Source organism: Asaia bogorensis NBRC 16594, from assembly GCF_001547995.1.
Classification (GTDB): domain Bacteria; phylum Pseudomonadota; class Alphaproteobacteria; order Acetobacterales; family Acetobacteraceae; genus Asaia; species Asaia bogorensis.
In genome coordinates this window covers 2,325,985-2,347,486 of the sequence record NZ_AP014690.1, presented here as the reverse complement: position 1 = coordinate 2,347,486, position 21,502 = coordinate 2,325,985, and the positions used below count along the sequence as shown (strand labels likewise).

General features: G+C 57.7%; 14 protein-coding genes. 6 read left to right on the top strand and 8 right to left on the bottom strand.

The window, feature by feature from the left end:
* The first annotated feature begins 68 nt into the window (after positions 1–68).
* From Asbog_RS10445 to exaC, 4 genes are all read left to right on the top strand, one after another.
* Positions 69–2,543: a TonB-dependent receptor gene (locus Asbog_RS10445; protein WP_062165092.1), complete on the top strand. Its 2,475-nt coding sequence runs from the start codon at positions 69–71 to the stop codon at positions 2,541–2,543.
* Positions 2,544–2,636: 93 nt separating this feature from the next.
* Positions 2,637–3,590, top strand: coding sequence for an N-acetylglucosamine kinase (locus Asbog_RS10440; RefSeq protein ID WP_062165091.1), 954 nt, complete (start codon positions 2,637–2,639; stop codon positions 3,588–3,590).
* Positions 3,591–3,702: 112 nt separating this feature from the next.
* Entirely contained in the window at positions 3,703–4,494 is a 792-nt protein-coding gene (locus Asbog_RS10435) for a deaminated glutathione amidase (RefSeq protein WP_062165888.1), read from the top strand.
* 248 nt (positions 4,495–4,742) lie between these two features.
* Positions 4,743–6,248: an acetaldehyde dehydrogenase ExaC gene (gene exaC, locus Asbog_RS10430; RefSeq protein ID WP_062165090.1), complete on the top strand. Its 1,506-nt coding sequence runs from the start codon at positions 4,743–4,745 to the stop codon at positions 6,246–6,248.
* 109 nt (positions 6,249–6,357) lie between these two features.
* Here the strand turns inward: exaC and Asbog_RS10425 are convergent, their stop codons facing one another.
* Positions 6,358–8,310, bottom strand: a complete 1,953-nt coding sequence (locus Asbog_RS10425) for a Hint domain-containing protein (RefSeq protein WP_171840685.1) — start codon at positions 8,308–8,310, stop codon at positions 6,358–6,360.
* A 795-nt stretch (positions 8,311–9,105) separates the two neighbouring features.
* Here Asbog_RS10425 and Asbog_RS10420 point away from each other — a divergent pair.
* Positions 9,106–10,056, top strand: coding sequence for a LysR family transcriptional regulator (locus Asbog_RS10420; protein WP_062165088.1), 951 nt, complete (start codon positions 9,106–9,108; stop codon positions 10,054–10,056).
* Positions 10,057–10,128: 72 nt separating this feature from the next.
* On the opposite strand, the gene Asbog_RS10415 is transcribed toward Asbog_RS10420, so the two are convergent.
* The 6 genes from Asbog_RS10415 to Asbog_RS10390 all read right to left on the bottom strand — a co-directional run bounded on the left by Asbog_RS10415 (position 10,129) and on the right by Asbog_RS10390 (position 18,831).
* Entirely contained in the window at positions 10,129–11,628 is a 1,500-nt protein-coding gene (locus tag Asbog_RS10415) for a S10 family peptidase (RefSeq protein ID WP_062165087.1), read from the bottom strand.
* 266 nt (positions 11,629–11,894) lie between these two features.
* Positions 11,895–12,830 (bottom strand): STM4504/CBY_0614 family protein, encoded by a 936-nt coding sequence (locus tag Asbog_RS10410; RefSeq protein ID WP_062165086.1) that lies wholly within the window; start codon positions 12,828–12,830, stop codon positions 11,895–11,897.
* 203 nt (positions 12,831–13,033) lie between these two features.
* Complete coding sequence (locus Asbog_RS10405; protein WP_062165085.1) at positions 13,034–14,437, bottom strand: class II fumarate hydratase; 1,404 nt, start codon at positions 14,435–14,437, stop codon at positions 13,034–13,036.
* 1 nt (position 14,438) lies between these two features.
* Positions 14,439–16,091 carry an NAD-dependent malic enzyme gene (locus Asbog_RS10400; protein WP_062165886.1) on the bottom strand — a complete coding sequence of 551 codons (1,653 nt, stop codon included), beginning with the start codon at positions 16,089–16,091 and terminating at the stop codon, positions 14,439–14,441.
* A gap of 206 nt (positions 16,092–16,297) precedes the next feature.
* Positions 16,298–17,404: a P1 family peptidase gene (locus Asbog_RS10395; RefSeq protein ID WP_062165084.1), complete on the bottom strand. Its 1,107-nt coding sequence runs from the start codon at positions 17,402–17,404 to the stop codon at positions 16,298–16,300.
* A 293-nt stretch (positions 17,405–17,697) separates the two neighbouring features.
* On the bottom strand, positions 17,698–18,831 hold the full coding sequence (locus Asbog_RS10390; protein WP_023979557.1) for a type III PLP-dependent enzyme: 1,134 nt from the start codon (positions 18,829–18,831) through the stop codon (positions 17,698–17,700).
* Positions 18,832–19,453: 622 nt separating this feature from the next.
* Between Asbog_RS10390 and Asbog_RS10385 the strand changes: the two genes are divergently transcribed.
* Complete coding sequence (locus tag Asbog_RS10385) at positions 19,454–20,422, top strand: YihY/virulence factor BrkB family protein (protein ID WP_083510988.1); 969 nt, start codon at positions 19,454–19,456, stop codon at positions 20,420–20,422.
* 136 nt (positions 20,423–20,558) lie between these two features.
* Here the strand turns inward: Asbog_RS10385 and Asbog_RS10380 are convergent, their stop codons facing one another.
* Entirely contained in the window at positions 20,559–21,263 is a 705-nt protein-coding gene (locus Asbog_RS10380) for a septal ring lytic transglycosylase RlpA family protein (protein WP_062165082.1), read from the bottom strand.
* Positions 21,264–21,502 lie beyond the last annotated feature (239 nt).

Genomic DNA, 21,502 nt, shown 5'->3' with positions numbered 1-21,502 from the left:
GGACAACAAACTGTTCTTCCCATCGCGGCCGATTTATTTTGAATCCTCCACGCAGACGGGAGTGGACCATGCGCCATCTAAGACGTGATCTCCTTGTTTTCTGTTCCGCTATCGCAATGAACTCGGTGGTTGGCGCAATCGCCGCACAGGCAGCGGAAACGCCCGATGGAAGCGGACAGTCCGGCAAGGCGCCGGTTGCCGCTCCGGCGCATAAGGCAGGCGCTGCGCATCGCCGGGCGGGGAGTGCGACTGAGGGGTCTGTTCTGGGGGCCAACCCGCAGGCAGAGGAAATCTCGGTCAGATCATCCAGCCGTCATGCGGATGGGACGACCAATACCACGCCGGGCGGCGGGTTGATGCCAAAGCAGACTGCGCCGCGCTCACAGAGCGGGGTGACGCGCGACTTCATTGCCAAGCAGGCGCCCACGGGCAATATCTCGTCGATGATCGCCAATCTGCCGGGCGTGGTCTATGCTAATCAAAGCCCGCTTGCGACGGCGGGTGACAATATCACCATGCGTGGCATGAACCAGAGCCAGATCGGTTACCTGTTTGAAGGTGCACCGCTGGCTGATCCGATCAATTACGAGCCTTACACGGCGATGCTTGTCGATACGGAAAATCTGGGCTCCGTGACGGTTTCACAAGGCTCGCCCGATCTCAATGCGCCGACATTCAACGCGGTTGGTGGGCAGATTTCAGCGACAGCGCTCAACCCGTCGCACAAATATGGTGGCTTCATCAATCTGATGGGAGGCAACAAGAGCGCCAACAAGGAATTCCTCCGTCTGGATACGGGTGATATTGGCCAGACTGGCATTCGTGGTTTCGTATCGTTTTCGCACCAATCGAACAATAACTGGCGTGGTCCCGGCGGGCTGAAACGCTATCATGTGGATGCGAAGTTCGTGAAGGAATGGGGTGATGGCAACTCGATCAGCGCCATTTTCGGCTTCAACAAACAGGAGCAGACGCCTTTTCGGTCGCCAACGGCGGCCCAGTGGAAGCAATGGGGCGAGGGGCTGACCTATAGCGATCACTACACGCCAGGAGATGCCAGCTACTACAAGCTTCAGTTGAGCAATCTGAACTCGGAGGATGTCGTGGTGCCCATGCATTTCACGCTGGCACGCGGGCTCAAGCTGAGTGTCACGCCTTATTATGTTCACCAGTTCGGCCCCGCTGTAGGTGGTGAGAATATTCCGGCATCCGGTGGTACTTTCGGGACGCAGGTCTATGGCAATCTGAACCAGCCTTACGTCACCAACGGCAAGATCACGACGGTTGCGGTCGATCCGTGGAACCAGAAAGTCGGTGCCATCAATACGTCTCTGGACTGGACCTCCGGGCACAACACGCTATCTGGCGGTTACTGGTATTCCTATGCAACCCATGAGGAGCACTCGACCTTTGCGACCGTGGATTTCTCGGGCAAGGCTGCCAATTCCTATGGAGCCTATGGCATCCGTGTGCCGGGCGGTGATCTGCTGAGCGGCTACAACCTCAATTTCATGCAGCAGATCAACGCGCTGTTCATTGCCGACACGCTCAAACTGCTCAATGACAAGCTGACACTGAGCGCGGGCTTTCGTACGGTCATGGTCTCACGTCAGGGGACGAATGACGTACCCGGAGCCGATCCCTACAAGACAGTGCGCAATTACTTCGCACCTCTGCCACAGGTGGCCATCAGCTATGCGCTGACGTCCAAGGACCAGATCTATATCAATGGCACGACCTCATTCCGTGCGCCGGCTTCGGTGCAGGCCTATAGCCAGATTTTCGATCCCAACTCAGTTGGGGCCACATCACAGCCAGGCAGCCTGAAGGGCGAGTACGGTATTGGTGAGGAAATCGGTTATCGTCATAACGGCACGCTGATCCATTTTCAGGTTTCAGCATTCAACATGAACCTGACCAGTCATCAGGTAAGCTCCACCTCCTATATTCCTGGCACCAATACGCTGGTTTCCATGCCGATCAATGTGGGTGGCGAGACGATCCGCGGTATTCAGGGGGAGCTGGGCCTCAAGCCCTGGCATCATTTCAGCCCTTATGTCTCGGCCCAGTACCTGCACGCGACAACGGATAATAATCTGCCTGTCTCGGCGACCAACGCAGCGGGTCAGTCTGTCATCGATTATCTGCCAACGGCGGGCAAGACGATGGTGGCCACACCGCATGTGACGGCGTCCGTCGGTCTTGCCTATGACGACAACAGGCAGTTTTTCGGGAATTTCAGCCTGCGTTATATCAGCTCGCAATATTCCACGTTCATGAATGACCAGCGCATGCCGGGCTATGTCGTGTCAGACATCACGCTCGGTTATCGCCTGCCTCATGTCGCGCATTTGAACGGCCCGAAAATCCAGCTCAATCTGGTCAATATCGGCAACAACATCTATCGTTCCGCACCAGCCAGTTTCGTCACCAGCGCCCAGAGCCGCACAGGGATTTACGGCAATCAGACCAAAGCTGGCTCACCGATCTATCTTGTTGGTGGCAACTTCGCGGCTCTGGTTTCACTCTCGACCGGGTTCTGATCCGGGGTGGATCAATAACCGGATCGACTTGACTCATCGCCCCCGCCCGGAGAATGTCCGGGCGCGTTTCAATGGCCTAGAGACGGGAAACACGTGCGGAACAACGATATTGTCGCCATTGATGGCGGCGGCACGAAAACACTTCTTCTGCGCGTCAGACCTGACGCCTCCCTTGCCGACATACGCAAGGCCGGTGGGTCGAATCCGTTTGACGTGCCAGAGTGGCGGAGCGTGATTACAGGGCTGCTGGAGGGACAGCAGCCCTATATTCGTACGGCTGCTTTCGGCATGGCTGGATTTGGCGAGAGCGGGCGTCTCAGCCGCGAACTGGCGCAGACACTTGGTGCAGCCTGTCCCGCGCCTCATGTCATCCATAATGATGTCGATATGGCCTGTCGGGGTGCCTTTCTGAACGGGCCGGGCGTGCTGCTGCTTTCCGGCACAGGGTCGATGGCCTGGGGGCAGGATGAGCAGGGGCGGACAGCCCGTGTAGGTGGCTGGGGCAGTCTCTTTGGCGATGAGGGAAGTGCCTACTGGATCGGGCGTCTGGCCCTTGCGCATCTGGCGCAGGTTCTGGATGGGCGCCTCCCTGACGAGACCGGCTTTCAGGCGCGTTTTGCAAGGATGCAGGGCTGGCCGGAGGAAATTACCGGGTGCACGAGCGCTCTTCAGGAATGGTATGCAGGGCTGCACGAGGCCAGACCGGCTGTGGCAGCCCTTACCGCAGGGCTGGGACGACTGGCAGAGCAGGGGTGTATCGTCTCGCATGACCTGTTTGCGCAGGCGGCAGAGCACCTTGCGCGGCATGTCCATGCCCTGCGTCACAGGCTCGACGCGCCGCATCTGGCATGGAGCTATGCCGGGGGCACCATGCGCAGCCCTGTTCTGCGCGAGCGTATCACGCAGCAATGCGGTGCGCCTGTCGCGCCGGGTCTGCCCCCCATCGGGGGAGCCGTGCTCGTTGCGGCTCAGCTGGCGGGCTGGGTTACGGACAGCGCCTTTGTCGCGCGACTGGGTGAGGCTCTGGAGGCTGCCGGGATCAGCTAGGGCGCTTCGGCGCTCTCGCAGCCTCTATCGCGTAACAACGATGACGACGTGATGGCAAGGCGTGCCTCGCCGGTCTAGGGTGGCGAGATCACGCACCGGAATGGAGCTTGCGATGCGCGTCGCGCTTGGACAATTCATCGTTTCGGCCCAATGGGAAGAAAACCTTGCCATAGCGAGCGGGATGATCGCGCAGGCCCGAGCGGGTGGCGCGAAGCTGCTTGTTCTGCCGGAGGGGATATTGGCGCGCGATCCGGCAGACCCGGATCATGTACTGCGCACGGCGCAGAAGCTGGATGGGCCGTTTGTGACCGGGTTGCTGGCGGTCACACAGGATATCACGGTCGCGTTTTGCGTGAACGTGCCTGATGGGGCAGGGCGGTTTCATAATACGCTCGTTGTCATGCGCGATGGTGCTATCCTGACCTGCTACAGAAAGCTGCATCTTTACGATGCCTTTGCCATGCAGGAATCACGCCTGATTGCCCCCGGCCATGACCTGCCACCTGTTCTCGATATCGGTGGCGTGCGGATCGGGTTCATGACCTGTTACGATGTGCGCTTTCCGGAAATCGCGCGTCATCTGGCGCTCTCGGGTGCGGAGGCGATTGTTGTGCCTGCTGCCTGGTTACGCGGGCCCGGCAAGGAGCGGCACTGGGAAATCATGCTGGCGGCCAGAGCGCTCGAAAACACCTGTTATGTGCTGGGGGCGGGCGAGTGCGGTCCGCAGAATATCGGCAACAGTATGGTGATCGACCCGCTTGGCGTGGTGGTGGCCGCGCAGGGCGTCCGGCCGGGGCTGATCATGGTGACGCTCGATTGGAGCCATGTGCAGGAGGTCAGGCGCATATTGCCTGTGCTCGAAAACCGGCGTTTCGCTGCGCCTGTTCTGCGCGACGATCTTTGAGAGTGCAGCGAGGATGCAGGGCGTGGTCGCCTCTTTCTGGCGACAGTGCTGCCCTTCTTGCGCTCTCACGAAGCGGTGACCTCTCGCGAGCTTGAGTAAACCCGACCGGCTTTTTCATGTTTATCTCATGAATAACGTTAAACGGCACAGTAATTCTGTTGCTGATAACGGCTATACTGAGTTCGGGCGGTTAGGCCCAGACATCCCCCGAAGGTGTCGCCCTACCGCCTGCTGAAAAGGTAGATAAAATGTCGGGAAACAAGGCAGCCCCTCCATTTCGCGAACGCTATGGCAATTTCATCGGCGGACAGTGGCGTGAGCCAGTTTCTGGCCAGTATGTCGATAATCACTCGCCAGTTGATGGTCGCGTGCTGTGCCAGGTTCCCCATTCCACCCCTGCTGATATCGATATGGCGCTCGATGCCGCCGAGCAGGCGCGTGAGTCCTGGGGCCGGACCTCGGTGGCTGACCGGGCGCTTCTTCTGCTCAAGGCAGCGGACCGTATGGAGGCCAGTCTCGACCTCATTGCCCGTGCCGAAACCTGGGATAACGGCAAACCGGTGCGTGAGACGCTCAACGCCGATATTCCGTTGGCGATTGACCATTTCCGCTATTTTGCCGGGTGCATCCGGGCGCAGGAAGGCAGTCTGGGCGAAATCAACGACACCACCGTGGCTTATCATTTTCATGAGCCGCTGGGTGTTGTCGCGCAGATCATTCCCTGGAATTTCCCGATCCTGATGGCCGCATGGAAGCTGGCGCCTGCGCTTGCCGCTGGTAATTGTGTGGTCATGAAGCCCGCTCAGACGACGCCCGCCAGTATTCTGGTGGTAATGGATATCATTGGTGATCTGTTTCCGCCGGGCGTGCTCAATATCGTCAATGGCAGCGGGCGCGATGTAGGGGATTACCTTGCGAAAAGCCCACGCATCGCCAAAGTGGCCTTCACGGGTTCGACCGGTGTGGGCAAGACCATCGCTCATGCCGCCGCGGAAAATCTCATTCCTGCGACGCTCGAACTGGGTGGAAAATCCCCCAATATCTTCTTTGCCGATGTGATGGATCGTGATGATTCCTATCTCGACAAGGCCATTGAGGGGTTTGCCATGTTCGCGCTCAATCAGGGGCAGATCTGCTCCTGCCCGAGCCGTGCGCTGGTGCATGAATCCATTTATGAGCGCTTTATGGAGAAAGTGCTGCCGCGCGTGCGGGCCATCAAACAGGGCGACCCGCTCGATCCCGCCACCATGATGGGGGCCCAGAACTCGCAGATGCAGCAGGACAAGATCCTGTCCTATATCGCTATCGGCAAGGAAGAAGGGGCTGAGCTTCTGACGGGCGGCAAGGCGGCAAAACTTGGCGGAACGCTGGATGACGGCTTTTACATCGAGCCGACTGTGTTCCGTGGCAATAACAAGATGCGTATTTTCCAGGAGGAGATTTTCGGCCCCGTTTTGGCGGTGACGACCTTCAAGACCGAGGAAGAAGCCCTGGCCATTGCCAATGACACCGAGTTCGGTCTGGGTGCGGGCGTATGGAGCCGTGAGGCGAATACCTGCTACCGTATGGGGCGTGGGCTACAGGCCGGGCGCGTATGGGTGAATTGCTACCACGCCTATCCCGCTCACGCGGCCTTCGGTGGTTACAAGAAATCCGGTATTGGTCGCGAAACGCACAAGATGCTGCTCGACCACTACCAGCAAACCAAGAACCTGCTGGTCAGCTATAGCGAGACGAAACTCGGTTTCTTTTGAGGATCGTCGTCATGCAGCGATAGTCTTAACAACCAGAAAGGCGCCTTGTCGGGGCACCTTTCTGGAGCAAGTGCTTAGGAAATTGAAAGAAACGGGCCGACGTTCTCATTCAATGCATATATGACGAGAAATTCTGCCTAGCCTCATTGGGAGCTGCCGAGACGAAGATAACGAGTGGCTCGCCACTATCTGCTTTGCTGAGTGGAATGAGCGCCTTGTCCCTTGTCCAGCGCTGCGTTGGAGACTCAATACTATGCCAGCCATTTTGGACTCCGGTAATGCTGTTGGGATCGATGTCGATGCATGTTTTTGAAGTGAACACCTTGATCCCTCCAACTAGTAATCCGAGTTCACGTCGGTCATCCACAAAAGGGCCGATCCTGTCACAGGGCCTATGTGTGTTTATGCGGAGGAAGATGTCCTGGCCTTTCGGCTCGACCATGAAAACATAGCCCTCTGCATTCTTGCGAAGATACCGCACCTTCCGCCCACCCTGCATTTCGAGGAAGATATCTTCTTCTGGCTGGGGCTGTGTGTTGGGAGCAGAGATCTGATCTGCATGCAATGCCAGCCTGAGCCAGATAGGCTCAACAAATTCACGGCTTGTCTGCAAGGGGGCGGCAGCGTCCTTTGCCCACGAGCGCATCTTGTGCCGCGAGGCGGGTGTGTCTGATGCCCAAGCCTGAAGTCCGAAAATTACCCGATTGCCTGTATCCAGATAACTCTCGCTCAACGTATTATTGGCGAAGATCAGTCCATGCGTTTCCAGCTCGAAATGGTGGTATTCGTAGAATGAAAGCGTATCTTCATAGGTAATAGAGTAGTCGTTAACCAGCATACGTGCAGGGATCAGTGCTCCATCGAGGTAGAGGCAATGTTCGGAGGTGACGACTAGGTCTTTTGAAGGCAAATTATCGCCCAGCGCGCCAGCATGAATGCGTACCGGGTGCCCGGCCAGATCTTTGTGGCGTGTACTGCGCGTCGAACAGAAACCGGACCCCGTCCAAATGATTTTTTCAGCAACGACTACCCCCGCGCGCAAGACGAGCACCTCATCGCCTGGCTTAAGAATTTCGACAGGTTTATCTCCCTGCGGTGTGGCGATAAGCGTACCGGGTAGGTAACAGACTTCCGGCACGGGGGTGCCGTATTTGAGTTCTTCGCGCCATAGGTCGGCAGATCCGGAACCGGCGGCTTGTAAGTTAGTTGTGCTGCTTGCACCCTGTGTGACTAGATTGAGTGCATCGGTGCTTGCGCCCGGTATATAAGTCCAATGTCCGCTACCTATCGGCTGGTTCTGCGTGAAAATCCAAAGCTCCCCCTTCTCGTCGGTGAACGCCAAAGTGCCTGCACCAATCGACATTCCTGACCCTCCTTGTATCGGGAATGTCCTGACGATCTTTCCGGTTACGGGGTCACTCCCCTCGACAATATAGGTAAAGCTTCGATTTAGATAATCGATATAGAGCGTACCTTGTGGGCCATTACTGAGCGAACCAGTTTGACGCGAGCCCGATAGCTGTGTGGGGCCGCCACTGAGATAGACCGACCATTTCATGATACGAACCGGGGGCGGCTGTAAGGCGTATTTTTGCTCAACGTACCAGAGGTAGGATGACGCAGTTCCAGCCATCTGAGTGGGCTTTCCAGCTGCGCTAGGTGTTACGACAAGGAGAGTGCCGTCACCGGCAGCGTAATAAGTCCACCGGGAATTTGTGAGGGGAGTATTCTGGGACAGGATCCAAAGTTTTCCATTGCTATCGGTAAAGGCAAGTGTCCCACCACCGAGCGAAGTGTTTTCTGCCCCCACGAGAGAAAAGGTTTTATCGATCGTGCCTTTCATGAGGGTGCCATCGGCAGCCTCGTAGGTGAAGCTCTTATCGTTGTAATTGACAGCCAACTTACCCTTGTCACTGCCAGAAAGACCGCCGGAGGTCGTACCGCTGCTCGCGAGGTCTGCGGGACCTGTTGAGAGGTAGCCCTCCCAGATGCCGATATTGTTGGTCGTTGCGTCTGTGCTCGCTGCCTCGGCGGTCGACTTCTGAACTGTATCGGTCTGCATGATATCTTGCGTCTCCAGAAACCCGGGCACAACGCGTGGATCGTTTAATATAGAAGGTGCATACCGGCCGCACTGCATCGTCAGTGCATAGCTTCGAGGCGTCGCGTAGTACTTCATCTATATTTCTGACTTGCTGCGATGGTACGAGTTTTATTCTTCATGAAAGAGCTTTCGTCATCCCTCGTTTGCATGACGTTAACTCAATATCTTTCATCTGACTAAAAATATTGGCGCAAGAAACCGAAATCTTGTTCAAGGGCATAAACTGAAAGTTGACCCCCGTATATTGCGCTGGTTGTAGAAATACTGTGCAATAAAACGCAGGTTAATGAGGTTGCAAAATCATTGACAAAAAAGATGCCATTACCTCTTGAGCGATCTGTGTTGAGTATTGACCTTATGTTTCCGAGACCGAGGTGCTTATTGATAAAATGCACGAAATGCCCCGAGATTTGGGGAATATTTATCGTGGTTTGTCCAGTCGCTTGATGTCGAAGACCGCAAGTTTTGCCAGTTGTGTTTCCGACTGGCTGGAGCAGCGGCCAAGCGAAGAAAGCCTAGTTTGTAATGCAGTCACGGGCACGTGATCTGCGTTAACGGCATGTCTGGAATGCACTGGGCGATGTCACTTTCCGGATGAGGCATCGTGACGCACGAGCAGGTGTGGTTTCGCGAAACGAGTCAACGACCTGTCAGAAGGTTCGCAACACATTGGCGGGACGAAGAACGGCTATTGGCCTTCACGCTCTTGGTTTTGGTCGATGCATCAAGGATGCAAAATTAAGGAAGTTTGGTGTGAAAAGTCTGAATGAGCAGATCATAAGGAAGATCAAGCTCAGATATCTGCATTTCATCGATGTTATTTGCGAAATGCAGTCACTTGTGGGGGCTGCGGCAAGGCTGAATGTAACACCTGCGGCACTCTCCAAAGCATGTCTGGAGATCGAGCGTATTCTCGGTGTGCAGCTTTTTATACGTTCTCACCATGGTATGGAGCCAACTGAGATCTGCCTGCGTATTGTCGAATCAAGTCGCTCTATCGGCCACGAACTGGATAGGCTCGTAAGAACGGTAAACGAATACAAGGGTATTGAGGTGGGGCCCCTTACAATCGGCTTACAGGCTATGGGGCTGGAGGCAAGGGTTATGGAGGGTATATCGGCCCTCAAGCGGAATGACCCTCAACGCGTTATTCGCGTAATTCATCGAGAACGAAGTCATCTTGTTGACATGCTAAATAGGCGTGAACTGGATATGATTTTCATCGATTCATTCCAGGTGGAGAAGCAGAGTCACATTTCTTTCTTTGCCATGCTTCAGGCAGGCTGCATTGCAGTATCGCAACATGGTGCGCGAAGTGTAAGAGAAATCGTTGAGGAGTGGCCTTCCTATCAAAATGATCTATGGATCCTGCCATTTAAGGGTATGGCGATACGCGATAGATTCGATGCTGTACTCTATTCACGCGATCTAGATCCACCGCCGAATCTTATCGAATATAATTCCGCTTCGGGTGTGAAAGAACTTCTTCTTGCAAGCGGGGGGTGGGGTATTATTCCGACTTACGCGCTCTCAAGCGCAGCCGACCATATAGGGTTCATAAGTGTGAGTGACTATGAAACGATGGAGGAAATGAGGCTGGAAAGTGGCCTCGCCTGGCTGGGTGCTTTTCCGCAAAAAACATATGTCGAGGAGGCTATCTCCGTGTTCAAGCAAATGGGAGGCACAGAGATGCCAGTCGCATAAAAGAACATGGCTTTTGCGATTGTCGAAAAAGCCATGTTCGCACGAGCCAGTAGCCAGCTATGCTTGGGTTCTTTACTTCGACGTGTCGTTATAAAATGCCGAGACGTCACGCGTGAGCGCGGCGCGGCTGGCAGGGCGGGTGTAGAGCATATGCCCGCCTTCATAGAGATGCAGCGCGATACGATCGGCGCCGACCGGGATATGGTCCTTGGTCCAGCGCGTGGTGCCGAACGGGCAGGCCATGTCGAAATAGCCATTGGCGATGAAGATATGCAGGCTGGGGTCGAGTGCCAGCATCTTGCGCAGGATGCCGACCTGATCGGTCAGCTGTGAGCCGGAGCTGGTGAATTTCCAGGCGCCGTTAACCTCCATGCTCAGCAGATCATAGGTGAGGTCGGTCTTGTAGCCGAGTTCATTGGCCAGATAGCCGCTATAGGCATTGCCATAGGCACGACCGAAGCCGGACAGCGTTATTTCCGGGCTCTGACCGTTCTCGATGCCATCGGCGTACGGGTCAGGGATCGACTGGGTGAAGTCGTAAATGCCGTACAGGCGTCCATTGCGGCTGCGCACGTCATGTGCAAACGGGTTGGGCTCGCCCATTTCCTTGGTGATGACATCCACCGGCAGGCCGGTGCGGGCGGCGAGATCGGTATAGAATTTCTTCGCGTCATCCCCCTTCGGCGGGGCATTGGCGATGGTGGTCAGATACGGCCCGAGCGCATAGTGATAAGCCTCATCCACCGCCTGCGGTGTCAGCTTGCCGGTTTGGGACAGATGCGAGGCGATGAAGGTGGGCAGCGCCATGGCCGAGGCCATCGGGTTGTTCGTGTTGTCCAGAAATTGCATCTGGATGGCAGGTGAGATCATCACGATGCCATTGACGATGAGGTTCTGCTGCTGCTGCAACGCATCGGCCACCTGTGCCGAGCGGATGCCGCCATAGCTCTCACCCACCAGATAATGCGGCGAGCCCTGACGTCCGTTTTCACCCACCCAGAGCGCAATGGCTTTGGCGAAAGCTTCGCCATCCTTGGTGACGCTATAGAACTGTTCGGCCGCCTTTTTCGGGTCGGTCGGCTGTGAATACCCCGTGCCCACGGCATCGATGAACACCATGTCGGTGGCGGGCAGCCAGCTATCCGGGTTGTCGGCCAGATGGGCGCGCGCGCCATCTTCCGGGTGATCCGCCGGGAATTGCAGTACACGTGGGCCTGCCGCACCGAGATTCAGATAGGCCGTGCCTGCGCCGGGGCCGCCATTGAAAAAGAACGAGACCGGGCGCGTCTGGGCGTTCGCCCCATCCTTCGTATAGGCCACGTAGAAGACCTTGGCGGAGGGCTTGCCCTCCTTGTCACGCAGCGTGACCGTGCCCGCATGGGCGGTATAGGCAATGCTCTGCCCGCCTGCGGTCAGATGGTGCTTGGTGATGGAATCCGCAGGCAGCAGCGCCGCCAATCCCTCCTTCGGCGCCTCGCTCTTGGCGGGCTCAGCCGCGTGGGCGGCGGGAAGAAGGGGCAGGGCGAAGCAGGCCGAAGCCAGCAACGCCGCAACAAGAGTCTTGCGCGACATGCAAAGTCCTTTCGAGTTTGGAACAGTATAACAATCTCGGAAGGGGGTGCAATGTGTGGGGGCTCAGGCCGCTCTCCTGAAACCTGCCAAAAAGCCTTCGCATTTGGAAATTCTTAAATGGCGACTTAGCATTGCGAGGATTTATCTTTGTTTTAGCTCCCCAGAGGTGACTATCGTCAAAGAGTGGGTGACAAAAATATTGCTCAACGTCGAGGAACGTATAGATCCGCATTCCCAGGAAAGGGAGGAATCGACACAGGCTTCCTTTAAGGCAGAGCGCGCTCTGCTTTCACCAGAAATACAATGGTCGAAGCTGTCATGTGTAAGACGTAGCCAGCGATATGATCCGGTACAATGGTCAGGTTGACGCCTTGTCCGTGAGCACTGCTTTTGTTGCGTGGCGTCGGAATGGCGCTTTCCAGCAATGTACGAAGACCTGTCAAGTTGTTTTGCCAGTATTCCGGAATTAATTTATAGTTGTATAAAGCAGAAATAAGTTTGCTTGCAGTGTCGTTTGGGTTGTGGTTCCACCCCCGCTTGTCAAGGATGACTTTCATCGTGCTCTCGAATGCTTTTGCGGCTTCGGTAATTGCTTCCTTGTGTTTTCCCCTACGATAATGGTCATAAGCAGTTCTAAATTCTTGCTCAGGGCCCGCGTATCGTTTTTCCCGCAGAAGCGCCAGCGCAGGTTTGACAGCTTCAGCATGTATCAGCTCGGATTCAATCCGTATTATCTCACCATTATACTCGTATCCTAGCCCGGCCATTTTCATTCGAGCGTTGATTTCCTCGATTGCGTTCTCAATGTGAGTCTCGGTCTCAGATCCAGGTTGTGTTGCTTTTTTTTCTTCCAAAATCCGACAAACTATTTCGATAGCGCTCAGAATTTTATCAATATTTTTCTCAAATTTTATGAAATTGAATAATTCATTTGGGGGATCATCAAAACCTAATTTGGGTGGCAGTCGATGCTCCCCAAACTCACGCCGCAAAATCTTTACAATACTTTCGCAGATATTGCGGAATCTTGATTGAGGTGTACCGTACTCCATCCTATTGCTAGCGTATGCGTCAAACCCATCCGAGGCAATCTGCACAATCTGTTCGCGTAGAGAATTTGGAAAACTGTCATAAGAGTATACGTCCGGGACATCTCCTCTCGCCTCCCTCTGTCGTTGCCAGTAGGTTTTGAAAATACCCAACAGATATCTCCTGATAATTATATATTTATAGGTTTATTTTGGTAAACGATATGATCAAATGTTTATTTGGTAAGGTCAATGTTCGTAATGATCTATATTGTTTATTTTACTAAAGCGACTGAGACCGTGCGTCTTTGCTCACCAGATGGGATGAAAGGGGCTTTCGCCCCTTTCCGGGGAGCGGGGCGGAGCCCCGCTTTCCCTTACTTTCCCTTCAAATTCGGTGCCAGCATGGTGCGCGGGTCGACCAGTCGGTCGAAATCGGCTTCGCTGACCGCGTTCAGGGCCAGGGCGGCCTCTTTCAGTGTGCAGTCATGGTCCATGGCGTAATGCGCGACTTTTGAGGCTGTGTCGTAGCCTATGGTGGGGGCGAGGGCCGTCACCAGCATGACGGATTCCGCCACATAGCGCTCGATGCGGGCGAGGTTCGGTGTGGTGCCTTCAATCAGGAAGGTGCGGAAATTCTCGCTGCCGTCATGCAGCAGGGTGATGCTCTGCATGATGTTCTGGATGATGAGCGGCTTGTAGACGTTCATTTCCAGCAGGCCACCGGCGCCGCCAAAACCCACCGCCACGTCATTGGCCATCACCTGCACGGCCAGCATGGCCAGCGCTTCGGCCTGGGTCGGGTTGACCTTGCCGGGCATGATGGACGAGCCGGGCTCGTTTTCGGGCAGATGCAGCTCGGCAAAACCGGCGCGCGGGCCGCAGGAGAGCAGGCGGATATCGTTCGCGATCTTGTAAAGCGCGCCTGCCACGGTGCGCAGCGCGCCAGAGAAATGCACGAGCGCATCATGCGCGCCCTGCAGGGCGAACTTGTTTTCACCGCTGATGAAGGCGGCATCGCTCAGGCGGGCAATTTCGGCGCAGGCGCGACCGGCAAAGGGGGCATCGGTATTGATGCCGGTGCCAAGTGCTGTGCCGCCAAGGGCGAGGGGGTAAAGACCCTTTTCGGCTTCCTGAATACGAGCGATGTTCTCGCGCAGCATTCCGGCATAGCCGTGGAATTCCTGACCCAGCGTGACCGGCACGGCATCCTGCATATGGGTGCGGCCAATCTTAACGATGTCCTTCCACTCTTCGGCCTTGGCCTCGATGGATTCCGCCAGACGGGTCAGGGCAGGGATCAACCTGCGACGGCTGCCTAGCACGACGGCCACATGCATGGCGGTGGGGAAATTGTCGTTGGAAGATTGCGACATGTTGACGTGATCATTGGGATGAACCGGGCGCTTGCTGCCCAGAGCCTCGCCGGAAAGCTGGCAGGCGCGGTTCGAGATGACCTCGTTGATGTTCATGTTGAACTGGGTGCCTGAGCCGGTCATCCAGACATGAAGGGGGAACATGTCGGCGTGCTGCCCGGCCAGGATTTCATCGCAGACTGTGGTGATCAGCTTGTATTGCGTCTCGCCCAGACGGCCGCTCTGATGATTGGCGCTCGCACAGGCGCGCTTGACGATGGCATAGGCCTCGATCATCTCGCGTGGCATCAGCTCGCGGCCTATACTGAAATAATGAAGCGAGCGCTGCGTTTGCGCGCCCCAGAGCTTGTCGGCCTGAATTTCGATTTCGCCGAGGCCGTCGCTTTCGATGCGTGTGTCGGTCATGTCAGATCTTCTCATAAGCACAATATTCGGGCGTCCAGACCAGAGACTGGATGCGTTCAAGCAATTCGTCATCGCTGAAAGAGGGGCAAACGCCATCTTCACGCGCCTGACGAGCGGCGGCTTCGGCCACGGCCAGAGCCACCTTGCGCAGCTGCGTGACGGGCGGAAGCAGATTGCCATCAGGGTTGCTGCGCAGCGGTGAAAGCGAGGCGAGCCCGCGGGCTGCGGCCATGAACATGGAATCTGTCACGCGGGTCGCGCCGGTGGCCAGCAGGCAGAGCCCGAGACCGGGGAAGATATAGGCGTTGTTGGTCTGGTCCACGCGATGGGTGCGGCCATGCAGGTCGAGCGGCGGGAAGGGGCTGCCCGTGCTGACCAGTGCGCGCTCATCCGACCAGGCCATGATGTCCTCTGGGGTGGCTTCGGAATGGGAGGTCGGGTTGGAGAGGGGGAAGATGATAGGGCGTTTGCAGGTCTTGCTCATCTCGCGCACGATGGTTTCGGTAAACAGCCCCTTCACGCCGGACACGCCAATCAGGATGCTGGCCTTGCACTCGCGCATGACGCTTTCGAAATCGGTGGGGCGGTCTTTCCAGTCCTTGCGGGCAAAAAGCGCCTGACCGTCGGTCAGCCCTTCGCGCCCGTCCAGCAACAGCCCGTCCTGATCGAGCATGTAGAAGCGGGCCAGCGCGTCTTCCTCGCTTGCGCCCTCGTCGAGCATGACCTGAAGCAGCAGCTTGGCAATGCCCACACCCGCAGAGCCCGCGCCCAGCATGACGATAGTCTCGTCTTTCAGCTTGCCGTCATGGGCCGCATTGGCGCTCAGAATGGCAGCAGTGGTGACGGCCGCCGTGCCTTGGATATCATCATTGAAGGTGCAGAGCCGGTCGCGATAGCGCTCAAGAATGGGGGCCGCATTGGCGCCGCTGAAATCTTCCCAGTGCAGGGCCACATGGGGCCAGCGTGTCTGCACGGCGGTCACGAAACGCTCGATGAAGGCGTCATATTCTGCGCCGCGTACGCGCTCGTGACGCCAGCCAATATAGGCCGGGTTTTGCAGCAGATCCTGATTATTGGTGCCGGTATCGAGCACGATCGGGAGGGTCTGGTCAGGCGAGATCCCCGCGCAGGTGGTGTAGAGCGACAGCTTGCCAATGGGGATGCCCATGCCGCCTGCGCCCTGATCGCCGAGCCCAAGGATACGCTCGCCGTCTGTTACGACAATCACACGCACATCGTCATAGGCCGGATTGTCGAGGATATCTTCCATCGACTCGCGCTCGGGGTAGCTCAGGAACAGGCCACGCGGACGACGCCAGATCTCGGAGAAACGCTGACAGGCTTCACCCACGGTCGGGGTATAGACCAGCGGCAGCATGGCATCGATCTTGCGGGTCAGCAGCGCATAGAACAGCGTTTCGTTCGTATCCTGCAGTTCGCGCAGATGCACATGGCGTGCAAAAGGTGAGGGCAGGGCGTCGAGGAATTTCAGCGCTGCCTCAACCTGCTGGTCCAGTGTCTGGACGGCCTTGGGCAGAAGGCCATGCAGCTCGAAAGCGTCACGCTCCTCGCTGGAAAAGGCGAGGCCCTTGTTAAGGAAGGGATGGTTGAGCAGATCCTGCCCCGAGAGCGCAACAGACAGCGTTCTGGTCATGGGCTTGTCTCCGGAAAAAATGGTCGGGGCGGTTTCGCCAGAAATCGCGGGCAGGAAGAAAAACATATGCTGAGTCATGTGGCGAGCCCTGATAGAGCTAACGTGATCGCAGCGTTATTATCCCGGCATTATTTTCCTGCCCCGCCTTCTGTGTTGTCGGCCCAATGGGGTGGCTGTCGCGCCGGGGCGGAATTACAGGTGCGTGATTACTGGTGCGCAGGTATGTCCGACCACAGGTCGATGTTCATGCCCGGTGGGCGCGTTGCGGTGTAAACCCCTCTCGCGACGGCGCGGGCCAGCACATCGGCGGCGATACTGCCCAGACGGGCTACAATCAGAGCCCGTCCTTCGTCTTTAATTATGCGGCGCTGCGTTGAGAGTGCGAAGATCGTATCGCCATCGAAAGGCGAGTGGACGGGGTGAATGGCCCGGGCGAGCCCATCCTGTGCCATCATCGCAATGCGCTTGAGGTCGTCCTGGTCGAGGGTCGCATCCGTGGCGATGCAGGCCAGGGTCGTGTTGGCACGTGGGGCGGGATCGAGTTTCGTACCGGTCCAGTCATCGGGGGCGACAGTGGCGGAGGAGATTCCAAGGCCGCCAAACTCCTGCCCCTGCTCGAAAGGGGCGGCCCAGAACTGACGTTGGTGCGGTGGTGTCACAGCACCAAGGCTGTTGACGGCGACAAGGGCCGCGACAGTGATCCCATCCTCCGTGACCCAGGAGGCTGAACCGATGCCGCCCTTGAGGCGGCCCGATGTCGCGCCGTATCCCGCGCCAATTGTGCCAAGTTCGAGGCTGCGCTGCGCATCGCGCACGGCTTGCATACCGAGGGCTCGATAGGGTGGGGTTTCGCCCCAGTTCTTGTCTCCGCCATTATCGAGGTCATACAGGATGGCGGCTGGAACGATGGGCGAGACGGGCACACCCGCAACACGGCGCATGGCAAAGCCACGCCCCTGCGCGCCAAGCCATGCGGCCACTCCATCGGCTGCGGCCAGGCCGTAAACCGATCCGCCCGAGAGGGTGAGGGCATCGATGCGATGGACGAGATTCCAGCCATTCAGCGCGTCGGTTTCACGCGTGCCGGGACCGCCGCCGCGCACATCGACAGCACAGGGTACGGGCTGGTCCGGCAGAATGACGGTCACACCAGTGCGGCGCACGCTGTCCTGCGCCTGCCCGATTTTGAGGCCCGCGACATCGGCGAGTGTGTTGGATTGCCCCACATGGCCGTGTGACGCGGCACGGGTCTTGCGTGTGCTCGCGAGCGCTGTCGCTGCCAGGCTGGCGAGGCAGAAAGCACGGCGTTTCATGGCGGGGGGTCCTTTGGGCATATGCTGGTTCGGGCGGGCCAAACTAGAGCGATTATGCGCAATCGAGCAATGAAAGACCCATGTTGGCCCAGAGTGAGCCAGTCAGCGCCACAAGGCAGTGCGGCTTCCGGGTGAGAATGATCCAGCCCAAAAGAAAAAAGCGCCTTCGGTCCCGTTCGGGATCAAGAGGCGCTTTCTCCGTTTCGCAACAGATCGGGTCCTGAAGGCTTCAGGCAGGAAGCTGGTGGTGGTCAGCGTTCATGACCGCCGCCAGCCAAGGCCTGATTAAGCGCTCAGATGTAATGCTCGCTCAGCGGGGCAAAGCCGTTGAAGCCGGTGGAGCAGTAGGTGGTGACATAAGCGCCGGTGGTCAGCAGCTCGATACGGTCCCCCGAGTTCAGGGCGTGTGGCAGCTGAACGCGGTTCTTCTCATACATGATATCGACGCCATCGCAGCTCGGGCCGGCAACGACCGTCTCACCCGTGGGCAGACCGTCATGCGGGGTGCGGAAACGATAGCGAATGGCCTCGCCTTCGGTCTCCGCCAGACCGCCGAAACGACCGATATCGAGATATACCCAGCGCGGATCGCTTTCCTTGCCACCACGGCGGCTGACAAGCACGACCTCGGTCGAGACAACCCCGGCTTCAGCCACCATGAAGCGGCCCGGCTCGATTAGCATCTGCGGCAGGGCGTTGCCGAAATGCTCGGTCATGGCGCGACCAATGGCCAGACCGAACTGTTCGATCTCGGGAATGTCGTCGCGGTAACGCACGGGGAAGCCGCCACCGAGATTGACCATCTTGAGGTCGATGCCAGCCGCCGAGAGATCGGTGAAAAGCATGGCAACCTTGGCAATAGCCGCCTCATAGGCAGCCGTGCTGGTCTGCTGGCTGCCCACGTGGAAGGACAGGCCATAGGGCTCGAGGCCAAGCTCGACCGACTTCAGCAGCAGATCCCTAGCGTGGTTGACGGTGGTGCCGAACTTGCGCGACAGCGGCCAGTCAGCGCCTTCATTCTCGACGGCAAGGCGGCAGAAAACGCGCGAGCCAGGGGCGTGTTCAGCCAGCTTCGCCAGCTCTTCCTCGCTGTCGAAAACGAACAGGTCGACGCCAAGACCGAACGCCTCGCGAATGGACGAGACCTTCTTGACAGTGTTGCCAAACGAAATCTGGCTGGGCTGTGCGCCAGCGGTAAGGCACTGGTGGATTTCACCAATGGAGGCCGCGTCGAAAGACGAGCCCAGACGCACGAGGCGCTCAAGGATCGGGGCAGCCGGGTTGGCTTTGACGGCGTAATAGATCTGCGCAAGCGGCAGAGCATCACGCAGGGCGTGATAGCGTGCCTCGACATGATCGACATCGACCACGAGGCAGGGAGTTGCCGGCTGCTGCTCGGCAAGATAGCGGACGATTTTCGGAGTCATGAGTCACTCCTCCCGAAATCCGCCCGGAACTGCACGGGCGGAATTGTTGCGAAACGGTCGAACGGACCGGCGATCAGGACGAGGCTGAGTGCTCGTGAAAGTGAGCAGGATCAGCCCGATTGCCAGAACGCTTGACGTCGTTGCGTAACCTACAGAGGGCCAGTGGCACGTGCGTTGCTGCGTGCGGCGCATATGGGACCAAAGCCCCCCTGTTGCAACTAAAAAATGGGTCGGACTTGTATTTTTCACATGGGGGCCGCAGTTGTCGCGTTTCAACGTCGGTGGGCCTGCAACGTTTCTCGTGCCGGGGCGTCATTCCGACAGTAAATCTGTGCCGCGCGCCGGGTGACATATACTGTGTCCATCAGGCGGAACGGGGCTGCTTGGGTAGAAGGAAGTGTTTGTGGACGAGTCACCGACCCAGAAAACTCAGTTGTCGCGAGCTGCTGCAGAATCGGGCGGTGCCCTTGGGGAGGCGCGACCGATCGAGATTGATACGACTGCAACGCGCAACGCGACCCCGGACAAGCGGGAGGAGGACGTCTCAGTAGGGGAAGTCGATATCCCGGAGGAGGCCTTGGGTCGCGAAGCACCCGGCACGGGAGCACGAAGCCCCATCCACATGCCGCTGGGTGGCTGGAAACTGGTCATGCGCCAGACATTCAGCAATCTGGGGTCGAGCCAGACCAGTCTCTCGGCTGCCGGCTGCGCCTTCTACGCCACGCTTTCGCTTTTCCCGGCCATATCCTCTTTGATTTCAGTCTATGGGCTGATTTTCGATCTGCAGACGGTCGAGCCTCAGCTCAATGTGCTGCGTAATCTGCTTCCGCCGACTGCGTTCGAACTGATTGCCTCACAGATCCATACGCTGATCGCCCAGCCTCATGCGTCACTGACTGTCGGCCTGATTTTCTCCACCGTGATCGCTTTGTGGTCCGCGTCTGCAAGCACGAAATCGGTGCTGTCTGCGCTCAACCTCGCTTATGACGTTCTGGAAACACGCGGTTTCTTCCGGTTTCAGTTTCTCGCTCTGGGGGTGACGTTCGGCGCGGTCGTGGGCGCCTGCCTTACGCTGGCCCTGATGGTGGCGTTTCCGGCGCTGATCGATTACCTGCCGGACCTGCTCAACAGGTTCGGTCTGCGCAACCTGCCGCCGGAAATCCTGTATCTCACGGATTACCTCATGAGCTACAGCACGCGCTACATCGTCCATTTCGGTGCGCCGGCTCTCATGCTGCTTTTTGTGTTCATGGCGGTGACGTTGCTGTTCCGCTATGGCCCCTGCCGCGACAAACCGGACTGGCGCTGGATCGTGCCAGGCTCGCTGGTCGCAACGCTCCTCTGGGTTCTGACCTCGCTCGCCTTCTCCTATTATGTGAGCCACTTCGCGAGCTACGGCTCAACCTACGGTCCCCTGGGCGCCGTCGCTGCCATCATGATGTGGTTCTTCGTTGGCACCTATGTCGTGCTTTTCGGTGCGGAGCTGAATGCCGGGCTCGAGGACCGGATGCGAGGCTTTAACCCCAAGATGCCCGGTATGACCCGTGTGCAGGAGGAATCTGAGCCTGCGGCGGTACACAGCGGGGATTAGAGAGCGGGCGTAGGCGCGCGAGGGCCTGAAAACAGAAAAGGCACCGGATCATACCGGTGCCTTTTTCTATTGAAATCGTAAGCCAATGACTTTCTGCTCAGAGGCGCATCAGGCAGATCAGTGGCCCCGCGGCCTCTTACTTATGGTGATGGCGGGCGTGATGAACCGGCGCGTGCGAGGCTGTGGCCGTTTTAGCCTCATGCGGTGTCATGACCGGGGTCACAGCGTCCATCGCCTGGGCATTCGTGTCGTCGGCCTCGGCCTCGGCCACTTCGATCGGCTCGTCTTCCTTGATCGGCGCGCCGGCCGGGATTGGAGCAATCTTCACATGGGCTGTACCGCTACCCAACATGCCGATCTCTGCGGCGGCTGCATGGGAGAGATCGATGATGCGGCTGTTGAACGGTCCGCGATCATTCACCGTGACGATAACAGAGCGTCCCGTGTCCTCGTTCTGGACGAGAACCTTGGATCCCATGGGCAGGGTCGGATGAGCTGCGGTTAGGGCATGGCTGTCTAGGCGCTCACCGCTGCTTGTGCGATGGCCGGCAAGGCGACGACCGTACCAGCTGGCGACGCCATGTTCCGACCAGGCGAGGACATTATGGCTCGCAAGAGCAATGCGATGGGCCCGCTTGGCGAGGGCAAGCCGCACTGAAGAAGCCCAGGGCGCATGATCGGCGGGGGCTTCGACCAGATGGTCCGGCTGGGAGGTCGTCGCGGCATGTGCGCCGTGCTTTGGCGCGAGCACTGTGCAAAGCAGAGCGATGCCACCGATTCGAGCGCGGAGACGCTTCTTGCAGCGTTCCGTGGAACTGTATGCGCGTTTTCTGCTTTTCATAGATGTCACGACAGCGTGCAGCCTTTTGCCCAGTTACTCCGAACGAACGATTGCCCCGACAAGCCAGGGCGGCGAACGACGTGTGTATCACAGACCGGCCTGATCACGAAATCCTGAGGCGGGGCGAGGTTTTTTGCACCGCATCATCACCGTGAAACAGGCACCTGTCTGTCTCCTGTGTGGCAAGTGAGCCTATAAACAGGGCAGGAATGAGGCGTAATCCTGCGGTGCGGCGCAGG

Excerpts from the sequence above, each read along its gene's own strand:
- Asbog_RS10400 (WP_062165886.1), bottom strand. The coding sequence starts at position 16,091 with ATGACCAGAACGCTGTCTGTTGCGCTCTCGGGGCAGGATCTGCTCAAC.
- Asbog_RS10390 (WP_023979557.1), bottom strand. The coding sequence starts at position 18,831 with ATGACTCCGAAAATCGTCCGCTATCTTGCCGAGCAGCAGCCGGCAACT.
- Asbog_RS10435 (WP_062165888.1), top strand. The coding sequence starts at position 3,703 with ATGCGCGTCGCGCTTGGACAATTCATCGTTTCGGCCCAATGGGAAGAA.
- Asbog_RS10380 (WP_062165082.1), bottom strand. The coding sequence starts at position 21,263 with ATGAAAAGCAGAAAACGCGCATACAGTTCCACGGAACGCTGCAAGAAG.
- Asbog_RS10445 (WP_062165092.1), top strand. The coding sequence starts at position 69 with ATGCGCCATCTAAGACGTGATCTCCTTGTTTTCTGTTCCGCTATCGCA.
- exaC (WP_062165090.1), top strand. The coding sequence starts at position 4,743 with ATGTCGGGAAACAAGGCAGCCCCTCCATTTCGCGAACGCTATGGCAAT.
- Asbog_RS10385 (WP_083510988.1), top strand. The coding sequence starts at position 19,454 with ATGCCGCTGGGTGGCTGGAAACTGGTCATGCGCCAGACATTCAGCAAT.
- Asbog_RS10405 (WP_062165085.1), bottom strand. The coding sequence starts at position 14,437 with ATGACCGACACACGCATCGAAAGCGACGGCCTCGGCGAAATCGAAATT.
- Asbog_RS10395 (WP_062165084.1), bottom strand. The coding sequence starts at position 17,404 with ATGAAACGCCGTGCTTTCTGCCTCGCCAGCCTGGCAGCGACAGCGCTC.
- Asbog_RS10415 (WP_062165087.1), bottom strand. The coding sequence starts at position 11,628 with ATGTCGCGCAAGACTCTTGTTGCGGCGTTGCTGGCTTCGGCCTGCTTC.
- Asbog_RS10425 (WP_171840685.1), bottom strand. The coding sequence starts at position 8,310 with ATGCAGACCGATACAGTTCAGAAGTCGACCGCCGAGGCAGCGAGCACA.